This is a genomic window from Vagococcus changpingensis, from assembly GCF_058211775.1.
The window spans coordinates 98,831-120,830 of sequence record NZ_JBYVZB010000003.1; the positions used below are offsets into that span (position 1 = coordinate 98,831).

Below are 22,000 nucleotides of genomic sequence, written 5' to 3' on the forward strand. Positions count from 1 at the left end.
GAAATAAGTGTATCATTCTAGTATTTGTTTATTCCATTGTAGAATGATCTCTTTCAGTTTCAATACAAATAAATCCATTTTTTTCTTATCTAATCTTGCTATATTCACACGACAACTTTGACTGCTTTTGGTAATCGTAAAACTAGGTAATACTGCCAAACGGCTATCTATTAATAATAGCCAATCTTCTTTTGTCAATATTCTCCTATTGTAAGTTAACCAAATATAATACCCACCCTTTGGTAACGTAAAGTCAATATCTTTGGATAAAGTCATTTGAAGTAAATTAACAAAATAAGTCATTCGATTTTTAAGTGTTTCTTGTAGAAGAGATAATTTTTTTGAAAAATTTGGATCAGTTAATGCAAATGATGCCATAACTTGTGGAAAAATATTTAGCTGCGTTTCATACTCATCTCGTAATTTAACTACTTTATCTAATACATAGCTTGGTGCTTCAATCCATCCTAATTGCATACGACTTCCCAATATTTTAGATAAAGAACCTATATAAATAACAGATTGTGGTTCTAGCTCTTTTAACAATGGGTATGGATTTAGCGAATGAAATGATAGTTGACCAAACACATCATCTTCAATAATTGGAATACGATACCTCTGACACAATTCAATCAATTTTTTTCTGCGTGTCAAAGTCATAGTGGTACCAGTAGGATTTTGAAAATTAGGATTGGTTAAAACAAGTTGAATACTTTCTTTTTTCACGATTTTTTCTAAAACTGATACACTCATCCCGTCTTTATCAACTGGAATTTTAATCACCTTTATCGACATCGCATTTAAAACAGAAATACCATTAAAAAAAGAAGGATCTTCAACGGCAACTGTATCCCCAGACTTTAATAAAGCTTGAATCAATAAAACCAAACTTTGTTGACCTCCAGCAGTTAACATAAGTTCTTGTGATTTGGGATAATGTGAATACATATCATACACTAATTGGGCAATCTTGTTTCTTAATGGGAGGTACCCCAAATTAGATACTTCTTCCGATAAAAAAGATTGCCAATTAACATTAGGTAAACTAATATTCGGGATTAAGCTATAAGGTAATTCTCCAGTGTAACCATCCAATACACTGTATTTATCATTCAACAATAATTTTTCTAATTGCTGTTCGTACTCACTTTTTTGATATTTAACGTCATTATATTGAATTCTCCTTCTTAAATGATTTTCCTGTTTTTCTCCAGATTGACTCAAAATATACGTTCCACTACTTGCCTTTTTTTCTACGAATCCTTGTGCTTCTAATTCATCATATGCTCGAACGACTGTACTTCGATTAATAAGTAGCTGATTAGCTAATGTTCTTTCTGATGGTAAACGATCCCCTTCATATAAAAGCCCATCACTAATTTGATTAATTAATTGATTCATAATTTGTCGATATAAAGGAGTGTGGGATGATTTGTTGATTTTTATTTCCATAAAATCACCTCTTTGATGTTAGTATATCATAAATTGGATGGGTCCAGTTTTCTAAAACCGGATGTAGTTTTTTTTTATGAGCATGATAAACTTTAGTACAACATCACTAAGGAGCAAACTTTTATGGTAAAAAAAATATTAACAGTCGCAGGATCTGACGCTGGGGGTGGCGCAGGAATCCAGGCTGACTTAAAAACATTTGAAGAGTATGGCACATTTGGTTTAAGTACCATTACTAGCATTTTAACTGTTAGTCCTAAAACAAAAACACCTTTTATTTATCCTATCCCGATTGAGATTGTTGAAAAACAATTAGAGACAGCTTTTTCTGGTGGTCCACTGGATGCTTTAAAGATTGGATTACTTGGAAGTTTACCAGTGATTGATTTATTAGAAGCCTCTATCAAAAAAGTAAATCAACCACATATTGTTTTAGATCCTGTCATGGCTGTCAAAACAAATAAAGATGTCTTACAACCTGAATTAGTAGAAGCGATGATAAAGAAATTAATCCCCCTAGCTGATATCATCACACCAAACTTGGTTGAAACAAGTATTTTAGCCAATATGTCAGTTATTGAAACTGAAGATGATATGAAATTAGCAGCACAAAAGATAGTTAATTTGGGAGCAAAATCAGTTATTATCAAAGGTGGCGCTCGATTAAAGGGAGATAGTGCAACTGATTTATTTTATGATGGAAAACAATTTTTATTTATTCATGAAGATAAATTAGAGACCAATACTAATCATGGTGCAGGATGTTCATTTGCTGCAGCAATCACAGCAGGAATGGCTAAAGGTTTAAGTACCGAATCAAGTGTCAAACTTGCAAAATATTATGTCACCAGTGCCATAAAACATGGAATTTATTTAAATGATTTCACAGGATATGTTTGGCATGGTGCGTTTCAAGAAGCAACAGATCGAATGATTATAGGAGATGAATATAAATGATGACAAGTACTAAATGGAGTATCAAAGAAACAACTTTAATGGGATTATTTGCAGCATTAACTGTGGTGGGAACGAGTATACGTGTTCCTCTACCAGCTCTTGTGGGCAATCCTTTCTTTCACTTTGGGTTACCTATTCTTTCATTAGCTGTTTTAACACTTGGATTTTTCAAAGGTTCATTAGCTGGAGGAATCGGATTTGCTATTTTTGATATTTTAAATGGATTTGCTGCTGAAGCACCTTACTTTATCTTAGAAAGTTTTGTTGTGGGTGCCACTTTAACATTTGCTTATCACCGTTTTGAAAAATATGAAAGTAAAACCTGGTTTATCCCTGTTATTATGATTATTGCTGCAATTGCAAAAATTTCGATGACATTCCTGAAAAATTTAGTAATTCAATTGATGATGGGAAATGAATTTAGCGTTTCTGCATTCGCTAGTTTTTCAACTTTATATATTACGGTGATTAATGCTATTGCCGCTATTATCATTGTGTCACTACTATATAAACCCATTAAAGCTTTAACTAATAAGATGCTTTACTAAGATATAAAAAAAGTTGCCTTAATTGGCAACTTTTTTTGTGTGCTTAACTCCGATTCCAGTTAACGCACTTAAAATAGAAAAAATAGGTGATAACAAACTAAATAATACAAATGGCAAATAACTCATCGTTGAAACACCAAATGTATTGGCGACAAAACTTCCTGCTATTCCCCATGGAATTAAGTAATTAATTACCGTTCCGCCGTCTTCTAACGTTCTACTTAAAACAACTGGGTCTAAACCCATTTTTTTGTATACTTCTTTAAAGGCATTACCTGGTAAAATAACGGATAATAACTGTTCACCAATAAAGATATTAACACCTATACTAGAAAGCAAACTGACAATAATCAATTGACTTGGTGAAGCTAGACATTTAGCCAATGAGTCAATAACTGTTGTAACTAACCCTATCTTCATCAAAATCCCACCCAGAGATAAGGTTAAAATTATTAATAATACGGTAAACGTCATGCTATTTATTCCACCGCGAGTTAACAACATATCCACTTGTTCATTACCCGTTTTTGATACAAATCCATTCTCAACGACACTCGCTAAATTAGCTAAATCAATATTTCCTTGTTGGATTACAATCATCACCACTGCCACGATAACATTTAATAAAATAGTGATAATCGCTGGTAACTTCTTCCAAGCACATACTAGCATCAGTAGAATAGGGATGAGCGACCACATGGATATATGAAAATGTGTTTCAAGTACTTGTGTCACTTCTTTAACGTTTGTTAATTCTACTGTAGCATCTGATTTACCAATAATGGTAAATAAAATCAATGACACTAAAAAAGCAGGAATAGTAGACCACATCATATTTTTTATGTGATCAAATAAATCTGCCTCTACGACAGCTGAGGCTAAGTTAGTTGACTCAGAAAGTGGCGACATCTTATCTCCAAAGATTGCTCCTGAAGCAATTGCTCCTACAATTAGTGGTGGATTTAGTCCCAATGTGACGCCAATACCAAAAAAGGCGATGCCGATTGTTGACATGACAGTAAATGCACTCCCCACTGCACTCCCTACTATCGCACATACAAGAAAAATAGATGGAATAAACCATTTTACACTGAGTAATTTAAACCCTATCACCATAATCGTTGGGATAATACCTGCTTGTATCCAGACTGCAATCAGTGCACCAACCAACAAAAAAATAAAGATAGGGATAATACCTGGTTTTAAACCACTAACGATCCCTTCATTGACCCACTCTAACGGCATTCTTTTTATGACCATATAGCCAATGGTCAATGCAATAGCAAATAATATCACAACATTAGGAGAGAGTTTAAATACTATAACTCCCATTGAAATACAACATAGAATAATCAATAATACAATACTTGCTTCTAATAAACTAATCCTCTTTTGCATGATAATACCTCTTTTCATTTAATAAATTTTTTATTTATCAAATGCAACGATATCGTATCATCCCACCACAACTCATGACCATTCTCCTTTTTTATAATAAAAAAAGTCGCCCTTATGCATTTAAACATAAGGGCGACTTTTTTCGCGGTACCACCTTAATTTAAAGATAGTCCATCTATCTTCATCTCTTTAGTTATATTTAATTAGATTCATCTTATGTGTAATTCAGATAAATAAGCTGGATCGATTTTCAGCAACCATCGACTTTCTAAACGCAGTTCTTATTCCCTACTTGCATAAAATGTAAAACTTTTACTCATACTATCTATTTATTTGATAAATGTCAATAGTTTATTTTTTATCCCATAAAAATTGACTCACTATCTCATCCACTTCCTGATTTTCATGAAGTCCACTATGATCTGCACCTTTTCCTTCTATCAACACGTGTTCTACTTGATTACCATGCTCTAATAACATCGCATTAACAGCAAAAGAACTGCTAAGTGGGACTACATTGTCACTCAAATTATCATCAGATAATTTCCCTGCAACTAATAACAGACTAACCTCTTTAGATAACCCACTTAACTCATTCCCATAGAGAATGTAACGATCACTTTTTTCATTTGGTCCGTTAGTTAATAAATCCTCCAAACTCTGACTAGTCAACGTATCAATAAACTCATTAAATGGTGATCCTATTGCTACTAACTTATTAACTTTAGGCAAATCAGTCGTTTGGCTATCTTGTAATAAATATCTCAATCCACTAATTCCACCCATAGAATGTCCTACAATATTTACTTCTTGAATATCATACTCTTTTTGCAAAAATTCTAATACTAGTTTTATCCATCTAGCTTGTTCCCATTCATTATTTCGATTATCTCGAAATAAAACTTGTATCATTGGATTATCCTCAGAAAATTGATTTGAGTCTAATTTATTTTCAGTTGAAATACTCCCGTCACTTGACACAATGACAACAAGTGATTTTGTCGCCACATCTTGACTAGCTAAACGATTAATCATGTGTCCTAATGATCCTCTTCCACCACCAGCGCCATGGATAAAAAGTGTAGGGACATTCGTATAATTTACGTTACTTTCTATTTTTTCATTAGTCGCGCCCGTTACTGATTTTTTTTCCTGCTGATTTATTTGACAAGACGTCAAAACAACTAATAAAAAAATCATAGGGATTAAAAAATGTTTCAAACGCATGAAAATCCCTCCTTAATAGAAAAAAAACATGAAAATAAAAACCGATAAAAATATCGGTTTTTATAGTTTATCTACTTGATCAAAGTCTAATTCTGTACTTGTTTCGCGACCAAACATATCAATATTTACTTTTAATTTTTGTTTTTCTAAATCGATTTCAGTAATCTCTCCAGTTAAACCAGAAAATGCTCCTTCTGTAATTGTCACGGTTTCACCTAGCTCAACATCTAAATCTGTGACACGTTTGCTCATTCCTATTTTACCTAAAATATGAGTCACTTCTTCTGGTAATAGTGGAGCAGGCTTACTACCAGCACCGTGTGATCCCACAAAGCCTGTTACACCTGGTGTATTACGTACAATATACCATGATTCATCAGTCATAATCATTTCAACTAACACATAGCCTGGGAAAGTCTTTCTAGCTGTTACTTTCTCTTGACCATTTTTGATTTCTCTTTCTTCTTCTTCAGGAACAACTACACGGAAAATAAAATCTTCCATCCCCATGCTTTGCGCACGAGATTCAATATTTGTTTTTACTTTGTTTTCATAACCTGAATATGTATGTAATACGTACCACTGTCTTTCAAACGATTCCACAGAATTCAACCATCCTTTTCATGATAAAATAAAAAAACCTCAGAGAGCCGAAGTTTTTCTTTCAACTTAATTGTAACACTCAAATGTGCATTTTTCTAGTTATATCTACAGACCTTTTAGCCCAAGATATGAAAGTTTTGCTAATAAAAAGTCAACCGCTGCGAAAAATAGAGCAAATAAGATAGTTGACTGAATCACTGTAATCACATCTTTAACTAATTTTTTACGACTAGGCCAAGTAACAAGTTTCATTTCTTCAATAACGCTTTTGAAAAATTTCATTCTTTTTCTCCTCCTTAATGATGACTATTTCGTCTCTTTATGAAGTGTATGCTTTTTACAATACTTACAGAATTTTTTTACTTCTAAACGCTCAGTACGTTGTGAATCACTAACTGCTTTTGAATAGTTACGAGAACCACATGCGGTACAAGCAAGTGCAGATTTTTTTTGAGCCAAGGGTAGAATCCTCCCACTTTATTAATAACGTTTAAAGTATAACGTTTAAAAGAAGTTTTGTCAAACACGCTCATTTACTGAACAGGTTATTGTTCTTTTATTTAATCATTTGTTTATGGTATTATTAGATTATAATAAAAAATGAAGGGAGCTACATATTATGTTAATTGAATCAGTCTGTATTCCAAAAAGATTGCTAACAACCGTTAGTGAAACTTGTACGCTAGAAGATGCGTTGAATATCTTAGAAGAATCTGGTTTTCGTTGCGTCCCTGTACTTGACGAAACTGGAAAATTCTTTAGAGGAAATATCTATAAAATGCATATATATCGTCATAAATCAAACGGCGGTGACATGACTCTACCTGTCACACATTTAATAAAAAATGCGACAAAATTTATTCATTTGAATTCATCTTTTTTCAAAATCTTTTTCACTATTAAAGAGTTACCATACATCGCTGTTTTAGATGCCAACGATCAATTTTACGGCATTTTAACACATAGTAGTTTATTAGGTATTTTATCTCAATCATGGAACGTTAAAGAAGGACGCTTCGCATTAACGATTGCTTCAACTGGCCGTAAAGGTGACCTAGCAAACATGACGAAAATTATTTCTAAATATTCTGATATTGCAAGTTGTATTACACTTGATGTTGGTCGCGATGAATACATTCGTCGAACGATTATCACACTACCAGCAGATACTGATAAAGAAACATGTGATTTAATCATCAAAGCATTAAACAAAAAAGATTTCTTTGTCGCTCAGGTCGAAGATTTACAACAACCCTTAAATTAAAAAAATGCAGCCAATTAAATTTGGTTGCATTTTTATTTTCATGATTAAAATTTTTCAAAGTGAACCATACGATTAATTCCAAACATAATTGGTGCTGATATACTCATAATAATTAATTCACTCAAAAATAGTGAGCCATATGTTGCCCAGAAAAAGTTTGAGCCAATCGATTGATTAGAAATAATGCAAATCATAATAGCAATTAGTATCATACTTACTGAAAAAGCAATCGTATTGATAACCATTCGTATTTTCTCACTCTTAATCCATCTAGCAGATATAGCTGTGATACTTAAAGCCAACAATGTTTGACCTCCACCAAACAAGACATCCATCATGCCTCCTTCAGAAAAGAACAAATTAAATGCCACGACTCCTAAAAGAACACCCCATAATAATTTTTTATTAAACACAACTAAATGATTCAAACTCTCAGATACTCTAAACTGAATCGGCCCTTGCGCAATAGGGGCTACAACAAGTGTTAACACAACATAAAGTGCTGCTATTAACCCATTGACAACTAATGTAGTCGTCTTTGATTGTGATACTGATTTTTCCATTTTTCTTTTTCTCCCTTCCTAGTTTTGATATCGCAGGATGGTATGAACGAACTGCGGTTATTCAACATAACGATATTATCCTACCTGTTGTTTACCCAAATGTCAAAGTTTTTTGGTATGATAAGAGCATGACTAACAAAAAGGAAGAAAATGATGTCACTTATTATTCAAAAAATCAAAACGATTACAACACAGCATTTCTCTTTATTAAAACAAGCAGATCCAGATGAGGATATGATTAATTCATATATTTATCGTGCTTTTTTGTTCGAATGCCTTTATAATAATAAAATTGTAGGTGTTCTAGTATTAAATCAGAATAAAGGGAACGCATTAGAAATTTTAAATATTTCTGTCCTTGAAGAATATCAACATCAAGGCATCGGGTCTTCTCTCTTAGTTTTTACTGAAAATTTTGCAAAAGAAAACCATTACTCTACACTTGAAGTTTGTACAGGTTCTACAAGTATCTGGCAACTTTATTTTTATCAAAAACACGGCTTTCGCATAACAGACATCCAGATTGACTACTTTCTCAAAAACTATTCTGAACCTATTTTTGAGCATGGTATTCAATTAAAAGACCAACTACGTCTTAAGAAAGTGGTTTAATCATATCGTGTTTATTAGTAGAACCGTCAGAATTTAAGGAGTTACTTTATGAAAAAATTAATCTTACATTTATTAGTTAATCAACATGCTGGTTCTGGAAAAGGAGCTAAACAATATAAAGAAGTTCAAAAACAATTGATAGCAAAAAACATTCCATTTAAAACCTATTTTACTGAATATGCTGGTCATGAAAAAGAGATTGTCCAAGAACTATTAAACGGTATTCTTACCCCTTATAAACAAGATGAACCATTTGAAAATTTATTAGTCGTATTAGGTGGTGATGGTACTTTACATGAAGTTGTCAATGCTTTAAAACACGAGCCGACTATTCCTATTGGCTACCTCCCAAGTGGTTCTGGAAATGATTTTGCTCGGGGGGTCGGCATTTCAAGAAAAATAAATGCGGCCTTAACACACTTGTTAGATGTAAACGAACCAAAACCAATTAGTTTAATGGAGGCAATGGATGTTGACTCAAATGATACTCGTCTTATTTTAAACAATGTTGGTGTAGGGATTGATGCGAAAATTGTGGCAACCGCCAATCATTCAAAGGCTAAATCATTATTAAATCAGATGAAATTAGGCTCTCTATCGTATGTTAGTGCGGCTCTATCTTCCCTGTTTAAGCAACCTTCTTTTCCCTTAATTATTGAAACAACCACAGAAAAAAAAGAATTTGAAAGTGCCTTTTTATGTACCACTACTAATCATCCTTATTTTGGTGGAGGAGTTGCGATTGATCCGACCGCTTCAGCTTATACAGATGACGTTCACTTAATTATTGTTGAAAAAATTTTCCCTTTATCTTTAGCTTGGTTAATTATAAAATTATTTTTTAAACAACATTTAACCTCCCCACATCTACATCGCTTTGTCGATTCAGAATTGACACTAACCTGTCCTCTTGCACAAGTGGGACAAGCAGATGGTGAAGAACTAGGAGAAAGAGACTTTAAACTACACTTTAAAACCACTCAACATTTATTTTGGATGTAAAAATAAGCCATGGCAAAAGCCATCGCTTATTTTTTTATTTCAAAATCGTGAGGAGTTTGGTCACTCATTCCAATCATTGGATCAATGGTAAGATAATTATCTAGTGTTAAAACATATGGTTTAGGAGTCTCTTCATCTACTTTTTCAAACAAAGACACTTCTTTAACGTTTGATTTTTTTGGTAACTGTTCAAGTTTTTCTTCTACTTTATGATGTAGAGTTTCTTTAACTTCTTGCTCTTTTTCATCTAAATAATTTTCTTCCTCTTTAGCTCGTTTAACTAATAACTCATCGCTTTCAACAAGTCGTTCCACTAAAGTTGTTTGTCGCTCTAATGTCTGACTTTCAATTGCTCTGACAAAAGCATCAGGTTCACCAAGTAAAATCAAAAAATCTCGGCTTCTTGTCACAGCTGTATAAAGGAGTTTTCTTTGAAGCATTCGACCATATTGATTCACTAATGGTAAAATCACCATTTGAAACTCGCTACCTTGTGATTTATGAATCGAACACGCATAAGCTAATGTAATTTTTTGCCATTCATTCCGTTTATAAACCACTTCTGTTTCATCAAATAAAATCGTCATCTCATCGACCTTATCATCTGTATCTTTTCCATAAGTAATCCCAACAATTTCTCCCATGTCACCATTAAAAACATTCATCTCTGGACTATTCACAAGATGTAGTACCTTATCACCAATACGATATAACTTGTCCAACCATTTTACTTCTTTTCTTTCGCCAGTATCATTGCTATTTAAAATCTGCTGCATCATAATGTTTAGTTGGTCAATCCCTGCTTTTCCACGATACATTGGCGCTAATACTTGGACTTCTTGATTAGAAAAACCTTTATCTTTCGCTCGTGATACCACTTGTTCAACAACTGACTCGATTTGACTAACATGGCATTGAATAAACGACCGGTCTTTTTTGTTTTCTGTTAAATCATTTGGTACCTTACCATTTTTGATATGATGTGCTAATGAAATGATAGAAGAACCATCATCTTGTCGATAAATATCCACTAATTCTTTTTTGGGTATTTCTTCTACTCTTAATAAATCTGTTAATACTTGACCTGGTCCAACTGAAGGCAACTGATCCTTATCCCCTACAAAAATAACTTGCATATTATTTGGCACAGATTTTAATAAAGTATTAACTAACCATGTATCAACCATTGACAACTCATCGACTATCAAAAGTCCACCTTCAAGTTCTCTAGCCTCTTCTACGCCTTCTTTTTCTCGACCTGTCAGACCTAATAAGCGGTGAATGGTACTAGCTGGAAGCCCCGTCATGTCATTCATCCGTTTAGCTGCTCGACCAGTTGGTGCGGCCAAAAGAATTGGAAATATCTTTTGCGTGTAATCCTCCAAATTTAGAGAAAAGCCATTTAATTCTGCATATAAAGACACCAAACCATTAATTACGGTTGTTTTACCTGTACCAGGTCCTCCTGTTAAAATAAAAAAATGTGACATGATGGCTTCTTTCAATGCTTCTTTTTGACTATTACCATACTTGATGCCATTTTGCTTTTCAATCATTTTAATCGTGGCATCAATTTCTTTTTCTTTATAAGGTAACTTTTTCTTTTTTTCAAGTAATCGTTTGATAGACGCAGCCGTACCAACCTCAGAAAAATACAACGATTTTTCAAACAAACGAGTTCCCTCTTGAATAATCACACCTTCTTCAGCTAGACGAATTACTTCATCTGCTACTAATTGTGGATCAATTTCAACAGGTCGACTATTTTCTAACACCTGAATCGAAGCTGATAATAATTGCTTTGCTTCCATGTAAGTATCACCAGCATTCAAGCAACCTTGATACAACTCATGAACCAATGCTGCTCGAATACGTTCTGAAGAAGTAGCAGAAATTCCAATTCGTTCTGCTAACATATCAGCTTTTTTAAACCCTACTCCCTCAATATCTTCCACCAACTGATATGGATTCTCTTCGATAATATTTAACGTATCACCTTTATAATATTGATAAATAGTAAAAGCTAGCTGGTTTCCAAAACCATAACGATTTAAGCCGACAACAATTTGTTCCATGCCGTAATTTTCTTTTAAAGAAGACACCAGTGTTTCTTTCTTTTTTTGATTAAGTCCTGCAACTTGATCAAGTAAATCTGGATTATCTAAGATGTCATCTATAGCCGTTTCACCAAGCAACTCAACAATTGTCTGAGCCGTTTTTTTCCCTATCCCAGGAAACTTACTACTTGATAAATAGTTTATCAATCCTTCTGTTGAGGTTGGTTTATCTTGTTCATATCGTTCTACTTTTAATTGTTCTCCATACCTTGGATGATTAACGATTTCTCCATAAAAACAATACAGTTCTCCCTCTTGAATCTGACCAAATGTTCCAGTGACAACAATCTCATCACCATCATAAGTTGTGTTAGTCTCTTTTACTTTTACCAACATGACCTTATAAAAATTTGTGGCATTTTCAAAAAAAATTGCTTCAACCACTCCCTTTAGAAAAGGCGTCTTTGGCATCTCTTCCATTGTCGTCACCTCCATCTATCATGATAAGAAATCTGTATTGTTCCAATCATCTAAAGTAAATTCTCCATCATTAAATGATAAAACTGTCACACTATTATTATCTAACATTCCCTCAACTTCACGAATACGTTCAATTGGTACACCTAAAAGCGTCCGCATACAGGCAATTAACATGGCACCATGCCCAACAAACAACAATGGCCCTGTTTCATTGTCTTCTATTGCTTCTTTTACAACAGTCGTGCTTCTTTTAATCATCGAGTCATAATTTTCTCCATTAAAAGCGGATGGATCATACTTATCTGGGTGATTTCTCAAATAAAACATCTCATTAGGAAACGTTTCCTTTGCTGTTAAAAACTTTTCTCCTTCTAAATCGCCAAAACTAAGCTCTACAAAGCCTGGTCTTTCATACATAGGGACATCATAGCCAAATTGTGACACAATGCCCTCAGCCGTTTCTTTTGCTCGTTTAATAGGACTTGTATACACTGCTTTAAACGGAATCTCTTTTAACGCTTGACCACATTTTTTCATGTCTTCATAACTTTGTGGTAATAAAGGAGAGTCTTTCACTCCTTGTAACCGATCGTCTAAATTCCATTCTGTTTTTCCGTGACGGACAAAATATAATTTCATTCAACTAACTCCTAGCTTAATTTATCATTGTCATAGATATGGACTGCTTCTAAATTGGGAAACTCTTGTTGTCTTAATGCTTCATAAACAACTAACGCAACGGTATTCGATAAATTCAATGATCGAACGTGTTCATCATTCATTGGAATACGGATGCATTTTTCTTCATTGTCTCTCATAAATGTTTCTGGTAATCCTGTTGTTTCTTTTCCAAAAATAAAATAATGGTCACGCCCATCATTAAACGCCACATCGCTATAAGTATTTCTAGCAAATTTTGTGACCAAATGTAGTGGCGAATCACCTAATGTTTCTAAAAAAGCATCTAAGCTTTTGTGATATGTAATATTCACATCATTCCAATAATCAAGCCCTGCTCGTTTTAAATGTTTATCATCTGTTGAAAATCCTAATGGCTCAATTAAATGTAATGGGGAATTTGTTGCAGCACAAGTTCGTGCAATATTTCCGGTATTTGCCGGTATTTGTGGCTCAAATAATACGATATGATTCATTATTTTGGGTCTCTTCTTTCCTATTTTTTTGCATAAAAAAAACGTATCGTCTCGGTGTTAGTTCACTGCGAGTCGCTACGTTGGCGGTTTGCCATCTCACCAACTTTTATCAGAACAGGAATCTGATAAAAACCGCTGAAAATGACTTGATGCTATTGTAGCACTAACAACTATAAAAAACAACCTTAGTTTTGGAAATCAATATTTTTTACCAACCAATATTTTCACATCTATTGTTAATTTCTGAAAATAATTATCACGAGCATGCTCTTTTGCCTGAATACTGGCTCCCCAATGCATTGGTGACATCATCAAAACATCTTGAAAATCTTCTTTTTCCACAACAAATTGATAGGTTATTCTTTTTTCTTCTATTAACTGCATATCTTTTAAAAATTTTTGATACACTTTTTCATTACTATATTGTTGTTTAGCTTGCTCATCATAATAAAATAGCTCACGTAATTCTTTTAAATAATGTTCTTCTGGAATAACTTTAATCACTAGCCCTTCTTTTTTTAAAACACGACTCATCTCTTCATAGTGACTAGGTGAAAAAATATTTAATAAAGTATCTACACTCTCGTCTTTAAATGGCATATTTGTGACATCTCCAATGAACCAAAAAGCCTCTTTTGAAAAGTCACTTGCTAATACCATACCATCCTTGGACAAATCAAATCCCATCTTAGTGCCAGAAATATCATTGTTTCTGATTAGCCTCTCTAAGATACTTCCTTCTCCAGCTCCCATATCCACTATTAAACCAATTTCCCCTTGATTTGAAATAATACGGGCTATTTCCTTTTCAATTGGCTGATATAATCCCTTTTGAATCATATTGCGTCGATGTTCAAGCATCTGATGATCATAATCACTTTCCATATGGTGAAGTGGAAAATGGATCGTTCCTTTTTTCGACAAATCAAAATGATGATTATTCTGACAAACTAAGCCATTATCTAATAATTCAAATGCACTATGACATTTGGGACATGCCATTGCACCCACTGTCGTTTTTAAGTGATCTATCGCATACTCTTTTTTCTTTTTTAGCATATTTAAACTCCTAAATAAATGTTACGACTATCATACCATAATTTTCATCGACAAATGATGGTTTATGCTATACTAATATTACAAGAATGAATGAATGAAACTCGGAGGATTTGTTTGTGATGATTAAAGAATTTTGTGCTGAAAACTTTACGAATATTCCAAATGCGATTGCTTCAGGTGCAACACGCATTGAACTTTGTGACAATTTAGCTGTCGGTGGGACAACAGTTAGTAAGGGTGTCTTGGCAGAAACCATGGCCTACTGTAGTGAAAAAGGCGTTCCTGTGATGGCGATTATCAGACCTCGTGGTGGAAATTTCGTCTATACTGACATTGAATTAAAAATTATGGAAGCAGATATTTTAGAAGCAAGACAACTTGGTGTTGATGGGGTAGTATTTGGTTGTCTAAATGAACAAAATAAAATCGATGAAGAGGCTATGTTAATCTTATTAGAAGCTTCTGAAGGTATGCAAGTCACCTTTCATATGGCGTTTGACTTAATGAAGCGTGATGACCAATTTGAAGCCATTGACTGGTTAAGCCAACATGGCGTTACTCGGATTTTAACTCATGGTGGAGCAAGTGTCGTACCAATTGAAAAACATTTAGAATACCTTAATGATTTAATTTCCTACGCTAATAACCGAATTACAATTCTACCTGGTGGTGGAATTACTTATAAGAATATTGATACAGTGACTTCCTTTTTAAATGTAAAAGAGGTACACGGAACTCGAATTGTTGATTTTCATTTTTAAAAAGTGCTTTGCGTTTTAGACGCAAAGCACTTTTTCTTTTACCAATTATTCTCAATAAACTGATCACGACCAGAAGTTCGTCGATAATTTTGATAATGCTCTTCGTTTTTTTGATAAAAATCTTGGTGATAATCTTCTGCAGGATAAAAAGTTTTAGCTTTTTCTATTTGCGTTACAATGGGTTGATCAAATTTTCCACTTTCCTCTAGCTCTTTTCTTGATTCTTTTGCTATCTCATATTGTTCATCATTCTCATAAAAAATAACTGGACGATAAGAATCACCTCTATCAACAAATTGCCCCATAGCATCTGTTGGATCTGTTTGATGCCAATAAATCTCAACCAAGTCTTTATAACTAATTATTTCAGGATCAAATGTAATTTCAACAGCTTCTGTGTGACCTGTTGTTCCACTACACACTTGTTCATACGTTGGATTAACTGTATGACCACCTGTATACCCCGAAACTACTTTAATAATTCCAGGTAACTCATCAAATGGTTTTACCATACACCAAAAGCATCCACCAGCAAATATTGCTTTTTCTTCCATTAAAATCATCTCCTTATCTTTTTCTAACCATTTTAAACAATCTTCTTTTATTCGTCACATAATATGATTTATTCACAAAATATTCCTTCTTTTAAAGGAATATTATTTTATAATATATAATATTTTAATTGAAAAAAAATTTCAATAAGGTATAATAATCTTATCTCATATGAAAACGAATACAATCAAGAAAGGAGTTTAAAAAATAATGTTTGGTTTTTCTATTTTTATGAATCAACCTTTATCGAATGAAAAAAAGAGTTACATAGAAAAAATGAAAACAATTGGATTTACAGGTATTTTCACTTCGCTACATATTCCAGAAGATGATGCCGCTACCTACTATTCCAGACTAATTGAACTTGGCACGGAAGCTAAAAAAAACAATCTTAACTTAATGATTGACATATCAGGTGATGCTTTGTCTAAAGCAGGATTTTCTATTGATCGTCTTGATGAATTAAAACATATTGGTGTGACAGCTCTTCGAATGGATTACCATATTTCAAATGATACAATCGCCAAGTGCTCTCATCATATGACAGTTGGATTAAATGCTAGTACTATTACACAACATGATATTGATGACCTAATCAAACACAAAGCAAATTTCAAACACTTAGAAGCATGGCATAACTACTATCCTCGACCAGAAACTGGATTAGATAAAACCTGGTATTTAGAAAAAAATCAGTGGCTAAAAGAAAATGGATTTACTATTCAAGGTTTCGTTCCAGGTGATAATGATCTACGAGGTCCACTTTATGAAGGCTTACCTACACTAGAGGAACATCGTTATATCCACCCTCTAGCAAGTGCTTTAGATTTAGCTAACCAACTTACTGATGACATTTATATTGGAGACGGCGGCTTAAGCGAGGTCACACAATCTCAGTTTAAAGAGTTTTTACAAAATGATACTCTCACTCTCCATGTTAATACCATTGATGAAGAATTTAGCTCTCTCTTTCTTGGTCAACATCACAATCGTCAAGATGAAGCACGCGATGTGGTAAGAAGCGCCAATGCACGATTTAAACAAATACCTGATATTCCCCCCAAAAAAAACCTACCACGCTTAAAAGGAAGTGTGACGTTAGATAATCACGCATATTTACGCTATATGGGAGAATTACAAATTACCAAAAGAGATTTGGTTAAAGACGATAAAGTCAATGTTGTCGCATATGTGATTGAAAAAGACATTCCCATAATAGACCACATCAAAGCAGGCATGCGTTATGAATTAAGAAAGGATGATGATAATGAGTAAAGTCGATTTAACTAATTTAACTACTGAACAGCGCAACCAAGATACATTAGGTTTAGATACGATGAGTGTCAAAGAAGCTCTTTTATTAATGAATCAAGAAGATGAAAAAGTAGCCGAAGCAGTTAAAGATGAATTATCTAGCATTGAACCAGTGATTATCCAGACAATTGAAGCCTTTAACCAAGGAGGACGTCTTATTTATATGGGGGCTGGCACAAGTGGCAGACTGGGTGTTTTAGACGCAGCTGAATGTGTCCCAACTTTTGGTGTTAGTCCTGATATGGTGATTGGTTTAATTGCCGGTGGAGAAAAAGCGATGACTATTGCAGTCGAAGGGGCTGAAGATTCCATGGAACTTGGTAGAAAAGATTTAGTTGATTTAAATCTTTCAAAACACGATATGGTCATTGGGATTGCCGCAAGTGGTAGAACTCCTTACGTGATTGGTGGTCTCAACTACGCTAGAGAAATAGGGGCAAAAACAGCTAGCTTATCTTGTAATAAAAACGCGTTGATTAGCCAAAGTGCTGACTTTCCAATTGAAGTTAGCGTTGGTCCAGAATTTTTAACAGGATCCACTCGACTAAAATCAGGAACAGCTCAAAAACTCGTTTTAAATATGATTTCAACTATTAGCATGATTGGAATTGGAAAAGTCTTTAATAATTTAATGGTCGATGTGAAAGCAACTAATGAAAAACTCGTAGAGCGTGCAAAACGCATTATTATGCAAGCAACAGAAGTAGATTATGAGACAGCTGAAACGTATTTTTATGAAGCAGATGAAGATGTCAAATTAGCTATTGTCATGATTTTGACAAATAGTAGCAAAGATGACGCAACGGAAAAGTTAACTCAGGCTAAAGGTTTTATAAAAAAAACATTATAAAGGAGAATCACTATGGCAAAGAATGACTTAAGTTTAAACGAATTATCACAACAAATTTACAATCATGTTGGTGGAATGAAAAACGTTGTCTCTATTGTTCATTGTATGACACGCGTTAGAATGACTCTTAAAAATCGTGATTTAGTTGATTTAGATGGGTTAAAAGCTATTCCTGGCGTACTAGGAGTAGTCGATGATGATCAATTACAAATTATTATTGGACCAGGAAAAGTCAATAAAGTAGCTAAAGAGATGGTTGATATGGCTGGCGTTGATTTAGGTGAAACGTTCCCTGAAGCCCATTCAGGAAAAGAAATGGTTAATGAAAAAGCAAGAGAAATGAAAGAAGCTCAAAAAGCCAAGCAAAAACAATCTACCTTAAAAGTCATTCTTAAGGACATTTCTAATATTTTCGTTCCGATGATTCCAGCTTTTGTTGGTACTGGTATTGTTGCAGGGATTGCTGCTATTTTAACCAACTTAGTAACAGCTGGTAGTATTAATGGGGCAACTTGGCAACAATATATCGACGTGATGAATATTCTAAAAAATGGGATGTTTGGTTATTTAGTTATTTATACAGGGATTAACGCTGCTCAAGTATTTAAAGCAACACCCACTCTAGGTGGGGTTATTGGGGCTGTTGTCATGCTAACAGGTATGAACCCTGAAGCACCACTTAAAAATCTCTTCACCGGGCAAGCTCTTTCTCCTGGCCAAGGTGGGATTTTAGGTGTTATCTTTGCTGTTTGGTTACTTTCTCTTGTTGAAAAAAGATTACATAAGATCATTCCTGATTCGATAGATATTATTGTGACTCCAACTCTATCTTTGATTATTATTGGACTAATTGAAATATTCTTTATTATGCCTCTAGCTGGATTTATCTCTGATGGTATGGTTGGTGGGATTAATTGGGTACTAAACGTTGGTGGAGCCTTCTCTGGATTTATTTTAGGAACATTCTTCTTACCAATGGTGATGTTTGGTTTACATCAAATACTAACACCCATCCATGTCCAAATGATTAATGAAACAGGACAAACCATGTTACTACCAATTCTAGCAATGGCAGGTGCTGGACAAGTCGGAGCTGCGATTGCACTATGGGTTCGATGCAAAAAAGACAAAGAATTAACAGAAATGATTAAAGGAGCTTTACCTGTTGGGATTTTAGGTATTGGTGAACCTTTAATTTACGGTGTAACCTTACCTTTAGGCCGTCCATTTATTACTGCTTGTATCGGTGGTGGTATTGGTGGGGCTGTTGTTGGATTAGTTGGAAATATCGGCGCGATTGCTATTGGCCCTTCTGGTGTAGCCTTAATTCCATTAATTGCGAATGGTAGATGGTGGGGATATGTTTTAGGATTACTTGCTGCTTACGCTGGTGGATTTTTAGCGACTTACTTCTTTGGTATTCCAAAAGAACAATTAGAAAAAAACACCTTAGCAGAAACAACAGAGGATATTATTGTCAAACCTACAACTCAAGTAAAAGAAGTGAGTTTAACTTCTATTGCAAATGGTGTAGCTCATACATTAGAAGAAGTAAGTGACCCTGTATTCCAAGAAAAAATGATGGGCGATGGTTATTTTATTGATCCAAGTGATGGTCATATCTATTCTCCAGTTGACGGAACAATTACCACTGTTTTCCCAACAAAACATGCCATTGGTATCACAACAACTAATGGACTAGATGTTTTAATCCACATGGGAATTGATACTGTCAATCTTGATGGAAAACCTTTTGATGTTAAAGTAACACAAGGTCAGAAAGTAAAACAAGGTGACTTATTGGCCAGGGTTGATTTAGAACAAATTAAAGAAGCGAAAAAAGAAACTTCTATGATTGTTGTTTTAACTAACATGGATGATATTGACACATTCGTTTTAACAAAAACAGGCACTGTAACACATACAGACCATCTTTTAAATGTAAAAATGACATAACGAAAAACGCTTGGAAAAATTTTCCAAGCGTTTCTTTTATCTTGTTTTTGTCACTTTTAACGCATCTTTAAATACTTGCATCATACTCTTATCACTATAAATTAAAACAGTTGATTTGTATACTTTAGCTGAAAGTTTAAGTAATAAAATAATTCCAACTAATAGTATGCCTAAAGAAATAAGAATTTCTGTATTGGTGACACTATCATTTGCGATTCTAACAGGCATAGCAAATGATGAGAAAAACGGTATGAATGAAAAGATTTTAATTAGCATATTTTGTGGATCAGACATTCCTAACATCATTGTTGGTAACGAGGCAATCATAATCAAATAAGTCACAGGTGTTACAGCTTTTGCAGCATCTTCTGATTTACTTACTAACGAGCCTGTAAAAGCTGATAAAATCGTATAGATTAACACACCTAATAGTAAATATAAGAGATTGTAACCTAAAATTCCTTTGATTAATTCATCAATTGATACTGTTTCCAAAAATCCTTTTACCATATCTATGTCTTTTGCTAAAACATAAGCAATCACGCCAGAAAACAGATAGATGAGAACTTGCGTTGAAATTACGAGGAAAATCCCCATAATTTTCCCGTAAAAATGTTTTGCTGCCGTTGTACTGGACAAGATGATTTCCATAATACGTGTCCCTTTTTCAGACGCCACTTCTTGCGCTGTAATAGAAGCATATAGTAAGACTATCATATACATCGCTAAAACAATAAAGAATCCCACTAGTGTTAATGCCATCCGATTATCTTTATTTTCCTTAATCTGTCCATCTGATACTTTGACTTGTTTTTCTGATAAAGTTGCTTGAGATAACAATGTCGTCACTTGCTCTTGCGTTAACCCTAATGAACCTGAATTAATACCTAGCTGCATTTGATTTAGAAATCCAAGTAGTATTTGTTGATTTGTTGTACCAAGTGTTTCTACTCCTGTATACTGTCCTTTTAATTGATTTTCAGAAACCGAAATAGAAAGATACCCATCAATTTCTTCGTTTTCAAGTGCTTTTTTTGCCTCAGATTCTGTCGTAATCTTCTTGTTTATATCGAAATCATCTTTAGCCATTTCTCTATAGGTTTCACTAATAGCCTTATCATCCGAGACAATCGCTATTTCATTTACGTCTGAAAATTTATCTCCAAAGTAACCCATTCCTAAAGAAAAGCCAATTAATAAAAATGGTGCTAAAACCATCATAATAAAACTTGCAGATTTAACATGTTTCTTATACGTTTCAAGTGCAACAACCCAAAATTTATTCATCCTCTTCACCAACCTTTAATTTAAATATTTCCTCTAATGTCGGTGGCTGTTGATTAAATATTGGAATATAATCAGTCACCTTGATTACTTCTTCAAATACATCTCGACCTACCTCTGAAGATTCCAATCTTAGATGATAATAATTTTCTCTTGAATTTTCTACTCTTAATACTCCAGGAATAGCCTCTAATTCTTCTTTAGATAGAGTTGTTTCTATCTCTAAGTGAGTTCTTCCAAATGATTCTCTAATAGCCTGAACAGATCCATCCAATACCATTTCACCATCTCGCAACATGACTAGATGATCACAAATTTTTTCAACATTTTCCATATTGTGACTAGAAAAAATAACACACGAACCGTTTTCTTTTAATTCGATAATACCTTCTTTTAAAAGCTCAGCATTTACTGGATCTAATCCACTAAATGGTTCATCTAAAATAATCAATTTAGGTTCATGGATAAGTGTTGCAATCAACTGAACCTTTTGTTGATTTCCTTTAGATAACGATTTTACTTTATCTGTTTTTTTCCCTTTTACTTGAAATTTTTCCATCCATTTATCAATTAGCGGAACAATTTCTTTTTTCTTTTTTCCACGTAAGCGACCAAAATAAATCAACTGGTCTTCAATTGTTACTTTAGGATAAAGTCCTCTTTCTTCTGGTAAATAACCAATAACATCATAATCTTTCTCTTTTAATGGTTTTCCATTCCATAAAATCGTTCCATCATCTGCATCTAAAAAGTTTAAAATCAAACGAAAGGTTGTTGATTTTCCCGCACCATTTTGTCCGATTAATCCTAAAATCTTGCCATCAGGTATACGAAAAGATACATCATCTACTGCTGCCATATCCCCAAAATATTTTGTTAATCCTTCTACTTCTAACATTCTTTCCCC

The 22,000-nt window shown here is 33.8% G+C and carries 23 protein-coding genes; 9 read left to right on the top strand and 14 right to left on the bottom strand.

Annotation, left to right across the window (positions count from 1 at the left end):
- Positions 1-12: 12 nt before the first annotated feature.
- A complete protein-coding gene (locus AC37UB_RS06955) occupies positions 13-1,452 on the bottom strand; it encodes an aminotransferase-like domain-containing protein (protein ID WP_117973264.1) in 1,440 nt (479 codons plus the stop codon).
- A gap of 123 nt (positions 1,453-1,575) precedes the next feature.
- Between AC37UB_RS06955 and thiD the strand changes: the two genes are divergently transcribed.
- Together thiD and AC37UB_RS06965 are read left to right on the top strand one after the other, a co-directional pair.
- Positions 1,576-2,409, top strand: coding sequence for a bifunctional hydroxymethylpyrimidine kinase/phosphomethylpyrimidine kinase (thiD, locus tag AC37UB_RS06960; protein ID WP_490685514.1), 834 nt, complete (start codon positions 1,576-1,578; stop codon positions 2,407-2,409).
- Entirely contained in the window at positions 2,406-2,957 is a 552-nt protein-coding gene (locus AC37UB_RS06965) for an ECF transporter S component (protein ID WP_347247403.1), read from the top strand. The genes thiD and AC37UB_RS06965 overlap by 4 nt, the downstream gene beginning before the upstream one ends.
- 18 nt (positions 2,958-2,975) lie before the next feature.
- Here AC37UB_RS06965 and nhaC read toward each other — a convergent pair whose 3' ends face one another.
- The 5 genes from nhaC to rpmG all read right to left on the bottom strand — a co-directional run bounded on the left by nhaC (position 2,976) and on the right by rpmG (position 6,644).
- A complete protein-coding gene (nhaC, locus tag AC37UB_RS06970) occupies positions 2,976-4,355 on the bottom strand; it encodes a Na+/H+ antiporter NhaC (RefSeq protein ID WP_370448237.1) in 1,380 nt (459 codons plus the stop codon).
- Positions 4,356-4,706: 351 nt separating this feature from the next.
- Positions 4,707-5,582 carry an alpha/beta fold hydrolase gene (locus AC37UB_RS06975; protein ID WP_117973267.1) on the bottom strand — a complete coding sequence of 292 codons (876 nt, stop codon included), beginning with the start codon at positions 5,580-5,582 and terminating at the stop codon, positions 4,707-4,709.
- 60 nt (positions 5,583-5,642) lie between these two features.
- A complete protein-coding gene (gene nusG, locus AC37UB_RS06980) occupies positions 5,643-6,185 on the bottom strand; it encodes a transcription termination/antitermination protein NusG (RefSeq protein WP_117973268.1) in 543 nt (180 codons plus the stop codon).
- Between the two features lie 105 nt (positions 6,186-6,290).
- Entirely contained in the window at positions 6,291-6,467 is a 177-nt protein-coding gene (gene secE / locus AC37UB_RS06985; protein ID WP_117973269.1) for a preprotein translocase subunit SecE, read from the bottom strand.
- A 24-nt stretch (positions 6,468-6,491) separates the two neighbouring features.
- A complete protein-coding gene (gene rpmG, locus AC37UB_RS06990; protein WP_117973270.1) occupies positions 6,492-6,644 on the bottom strand; it encodes a 50S ribosomal protein L33 in 153 nt (50 codons plus the stop codon).
- 160 nt (positions 6,645-6,804) lie between these two features.
- Between rpmG and cbpA the strand changes: the two genes are divergently transcribed.
- The gene (gene cbpA / locus AC37UB_RS06995; protein WP_117973271.1) at positions 6,805-7,449 is read left to right on the top strand and encodes a cyclic di-AMP binding protein CbpA; all 645 of its coding nucleotides are present in this window, start codon (positions 6,805-6,807) and stop codon (positions 7,447-7,449) included.
- A 44-nt stretch (positions 7,450-7,493) separates the two neighbouring features.
- Here cbpA and AC37UB_RS07000 read toward each other — a convergent pair whose 3' ends face one another.
- A complete protein-coding gene (locus AC37UB_RS07000) occupies positions 7,494-8,012 on the bottom strand; it encodes a QueT transporter family protein (RefSeq protein ID WP_117973272.1) in 519 nt (172 codons plus the stop codon).
- 153 nt (positions 8,013-8,165) lie between these two features.
- Between AC37UB_RS07000 and AC37UB_RS07005 the strand changes: the two genes are divergently transcribed.
- Both AC37UB_RS07005 and AC37UB_RS07010 read left to right on the top strand, forming a co-directional pair.
- On the top strand, positions 8,166-8,624 hold the full coding sequence (locus AC37UB_RS07005) for a GNAT family N-acetyltransferase (protein ID WP_242093751.1): 459 nt from the start codon (positions 8,166-8,168) through the stop codon (positions 8,622-8,624).
- Positions 8,625-8,672: 48 nt separating this feature from the next.
- Positions 8,673-9,626 (top strand): diacylglycerol/lipid kinase family protein, encoded by a 954-nt coding sequence (locus AC37UB_RS07010; protein WP_242093753.1) that lies wholly within the window; start codon positions 8,673-8,675, stop codon positions 9,624-9,626.
- Between the two features lie 26 nt (positions 9,627-9,652).
- Here AC37UB_RS07010 and recD2 read toward each other — a convergent pair whose 3' ends face one another.
- The 4 genes from recD2 to AC37UB_RS07030 all read right to left on the bottom strand — a co-directional run bounded on the left by recD2 (position 9,653) and on the right by AC37UB_RS07030 (position 14,376).
- Positions 9,653-12,163, bottom strand: coding sequence for an SF1B family DNA helicase RecD2 (gene recD2, locus AC37UB_RS07015; protein WP_490685515.1), 2,511 nt, complete (start codon positions 12,161-12,163; stop codon positions 9,653-9,655).
- An 18-nt stretch (positions 12,164-12,181) separates the two neighbouring features.
- On the bottom strand, positions 12,182-12,802 hold the full coding sequence (locus AC37UB_RS07020) for a histidine phosphatase family protein (RefSeq protein ID WP_242093755.1): 621 nt from the start codon (positions 12,800-12,802) through the stop codon (positions 12,182-12,184).
- A gap of 11 nt (positions 12,803-12,813) precedes the next feature.
- Entirely contained in the window at positions 12,814-13,320 is a 507-nt protein-coding gene (gene trmL, locus AC37UB_RS07025) for a tRNA (uridine(34)/cytosine(34)/5-carboxymethylaminomethyluridine(34)-2'-O)-methyltransferase TrmL (RefSeq protein ID WP_490685588.1), read from the bottom strand.
- 195 nt (positions 13,321-13,515) lie between these two features.
- The gene (locus AC37UB_RS07030; protein WP_490685516.1) at positions 13,516-14,376 is read right to left on the bottom strand and encodes a methyltransferase domain-containing protein; all 861 of its coding nucleotides are present in this window, start codon (positions 14,374-14,376) and stop codon (positions 13,516-13,518) included.
- A gap of 119 nt (positions 14,377-14,495) precedes the next feature.
- Here AC37UB_RS07030 and AC37UB_RS07035 point away from each other — a divergent pair, with 119 nt between their 5' ends.
- Positions 14,496-15,137, top strand: a complete 642-nt coding sequence (locus AC37UB_RS07035; RefSeq protein ID WP_242093759.1) for a copper homeostasis protein CutC — start codon at positions 14,496-14,498, stop codon at positions 15,135-15,137.
- Between the two features lie 38 nt (positions 15,138-15,175).
- On the opposite strand, the gene msrA is transcribed toward AC37UB_RS07035, so the two are convergent.
- Complete coding sequence (msrA, locus tag AC37UB_RS07040) at positions 15,176-15,691, bottom strand: peptide-methionine (S)-S-oxide reductase MsrA (protein ID WP_241699441.1); 516 nt, start codon at positions 15,689-15,691, stop codon at positions 15,176-15,178.
- Between the two features lie 208 nt (positions 15,692-15,899).
- Between msrA and AC37UB_RS07045 the strand changes: the two genes are divergently transcribed.
- Genes AC37UB_RS07045 through AC37UB_RS07055 form a run of 3 tightly spaced genes read left to right on the top strand, consistent with a single transcriptional unit; the run spans position 15,900 to position 19,809 of the window.
- Complete coding sequence (locus tag AC37UB_RS07045; RefSeq protein WP_490685517.1) at positions 15,900-16,964, top strand: DUF871 domain-containing protein; 1,065 nt, start codon at positions 15,900-15,902, stop codon at positions 16,962-16,964.
- On the top strand, positions 16,957-17,853 hold the full coding sequence (gene murQ / locus AC37UB_RS07050; protein WP_490685518.1) for an N-acetylmuramic acid 6-phosphate etherase: 897 nt from the start codon (positions 16,957-16,959) through the stop codon (positions 17,851-17,853). Before AC37UB_RS07045 ends, murQ begins: the two co-directional genes overlap by 8 nt.
- Positions 17,854-17,865: 12 nt before the next feature.
- Positions 17,866-19,809, top strand: a complete 1,944-nt coding sequence (locus AC37UB_RS07055; RefSeq protein ID WP_241699443.1) for a glucose PTS transporter subunit IIA — start codon at positions 17,866-17,868, stop codon at positions 19,807-19,809.
- 36 nt (positions 19,810-19,845) lie between these two features.
- On the opposite strand, the gene AC37UB_RS07060 is transcribed toward AC37UB_RS07055, so the two are convergent.
- A complete protein-coding gene (locus AC37UB_RS07060) occupies positions 19,846-21,096 on the bottom strand; it encodes an ABC transporter permease (protein ID WP_117973283.1) in 1,251 nt (416 codons plus the stop codon).
- Positions 21,089-21,991 carry an ABC transporter ATP-binding protein gene (locus tag AC37UB_RS07065; protein ID WP_117973284.1) on the bottom strand — a complete coding sequence of 301 codons (903 nt, stop codon included), beginning with the start codon at positions 21,989-21,991 and terminating at the stop codon, positions 21,089-21,091. The genes AC37UB_RS07060 and AC37UB_RS07065 overlap by 8 nt, the downstream gene beginning before the upstream one ends.
- Between the last annotated feature and the right edge of the window lie 9 nt (positions 21,992-22,000).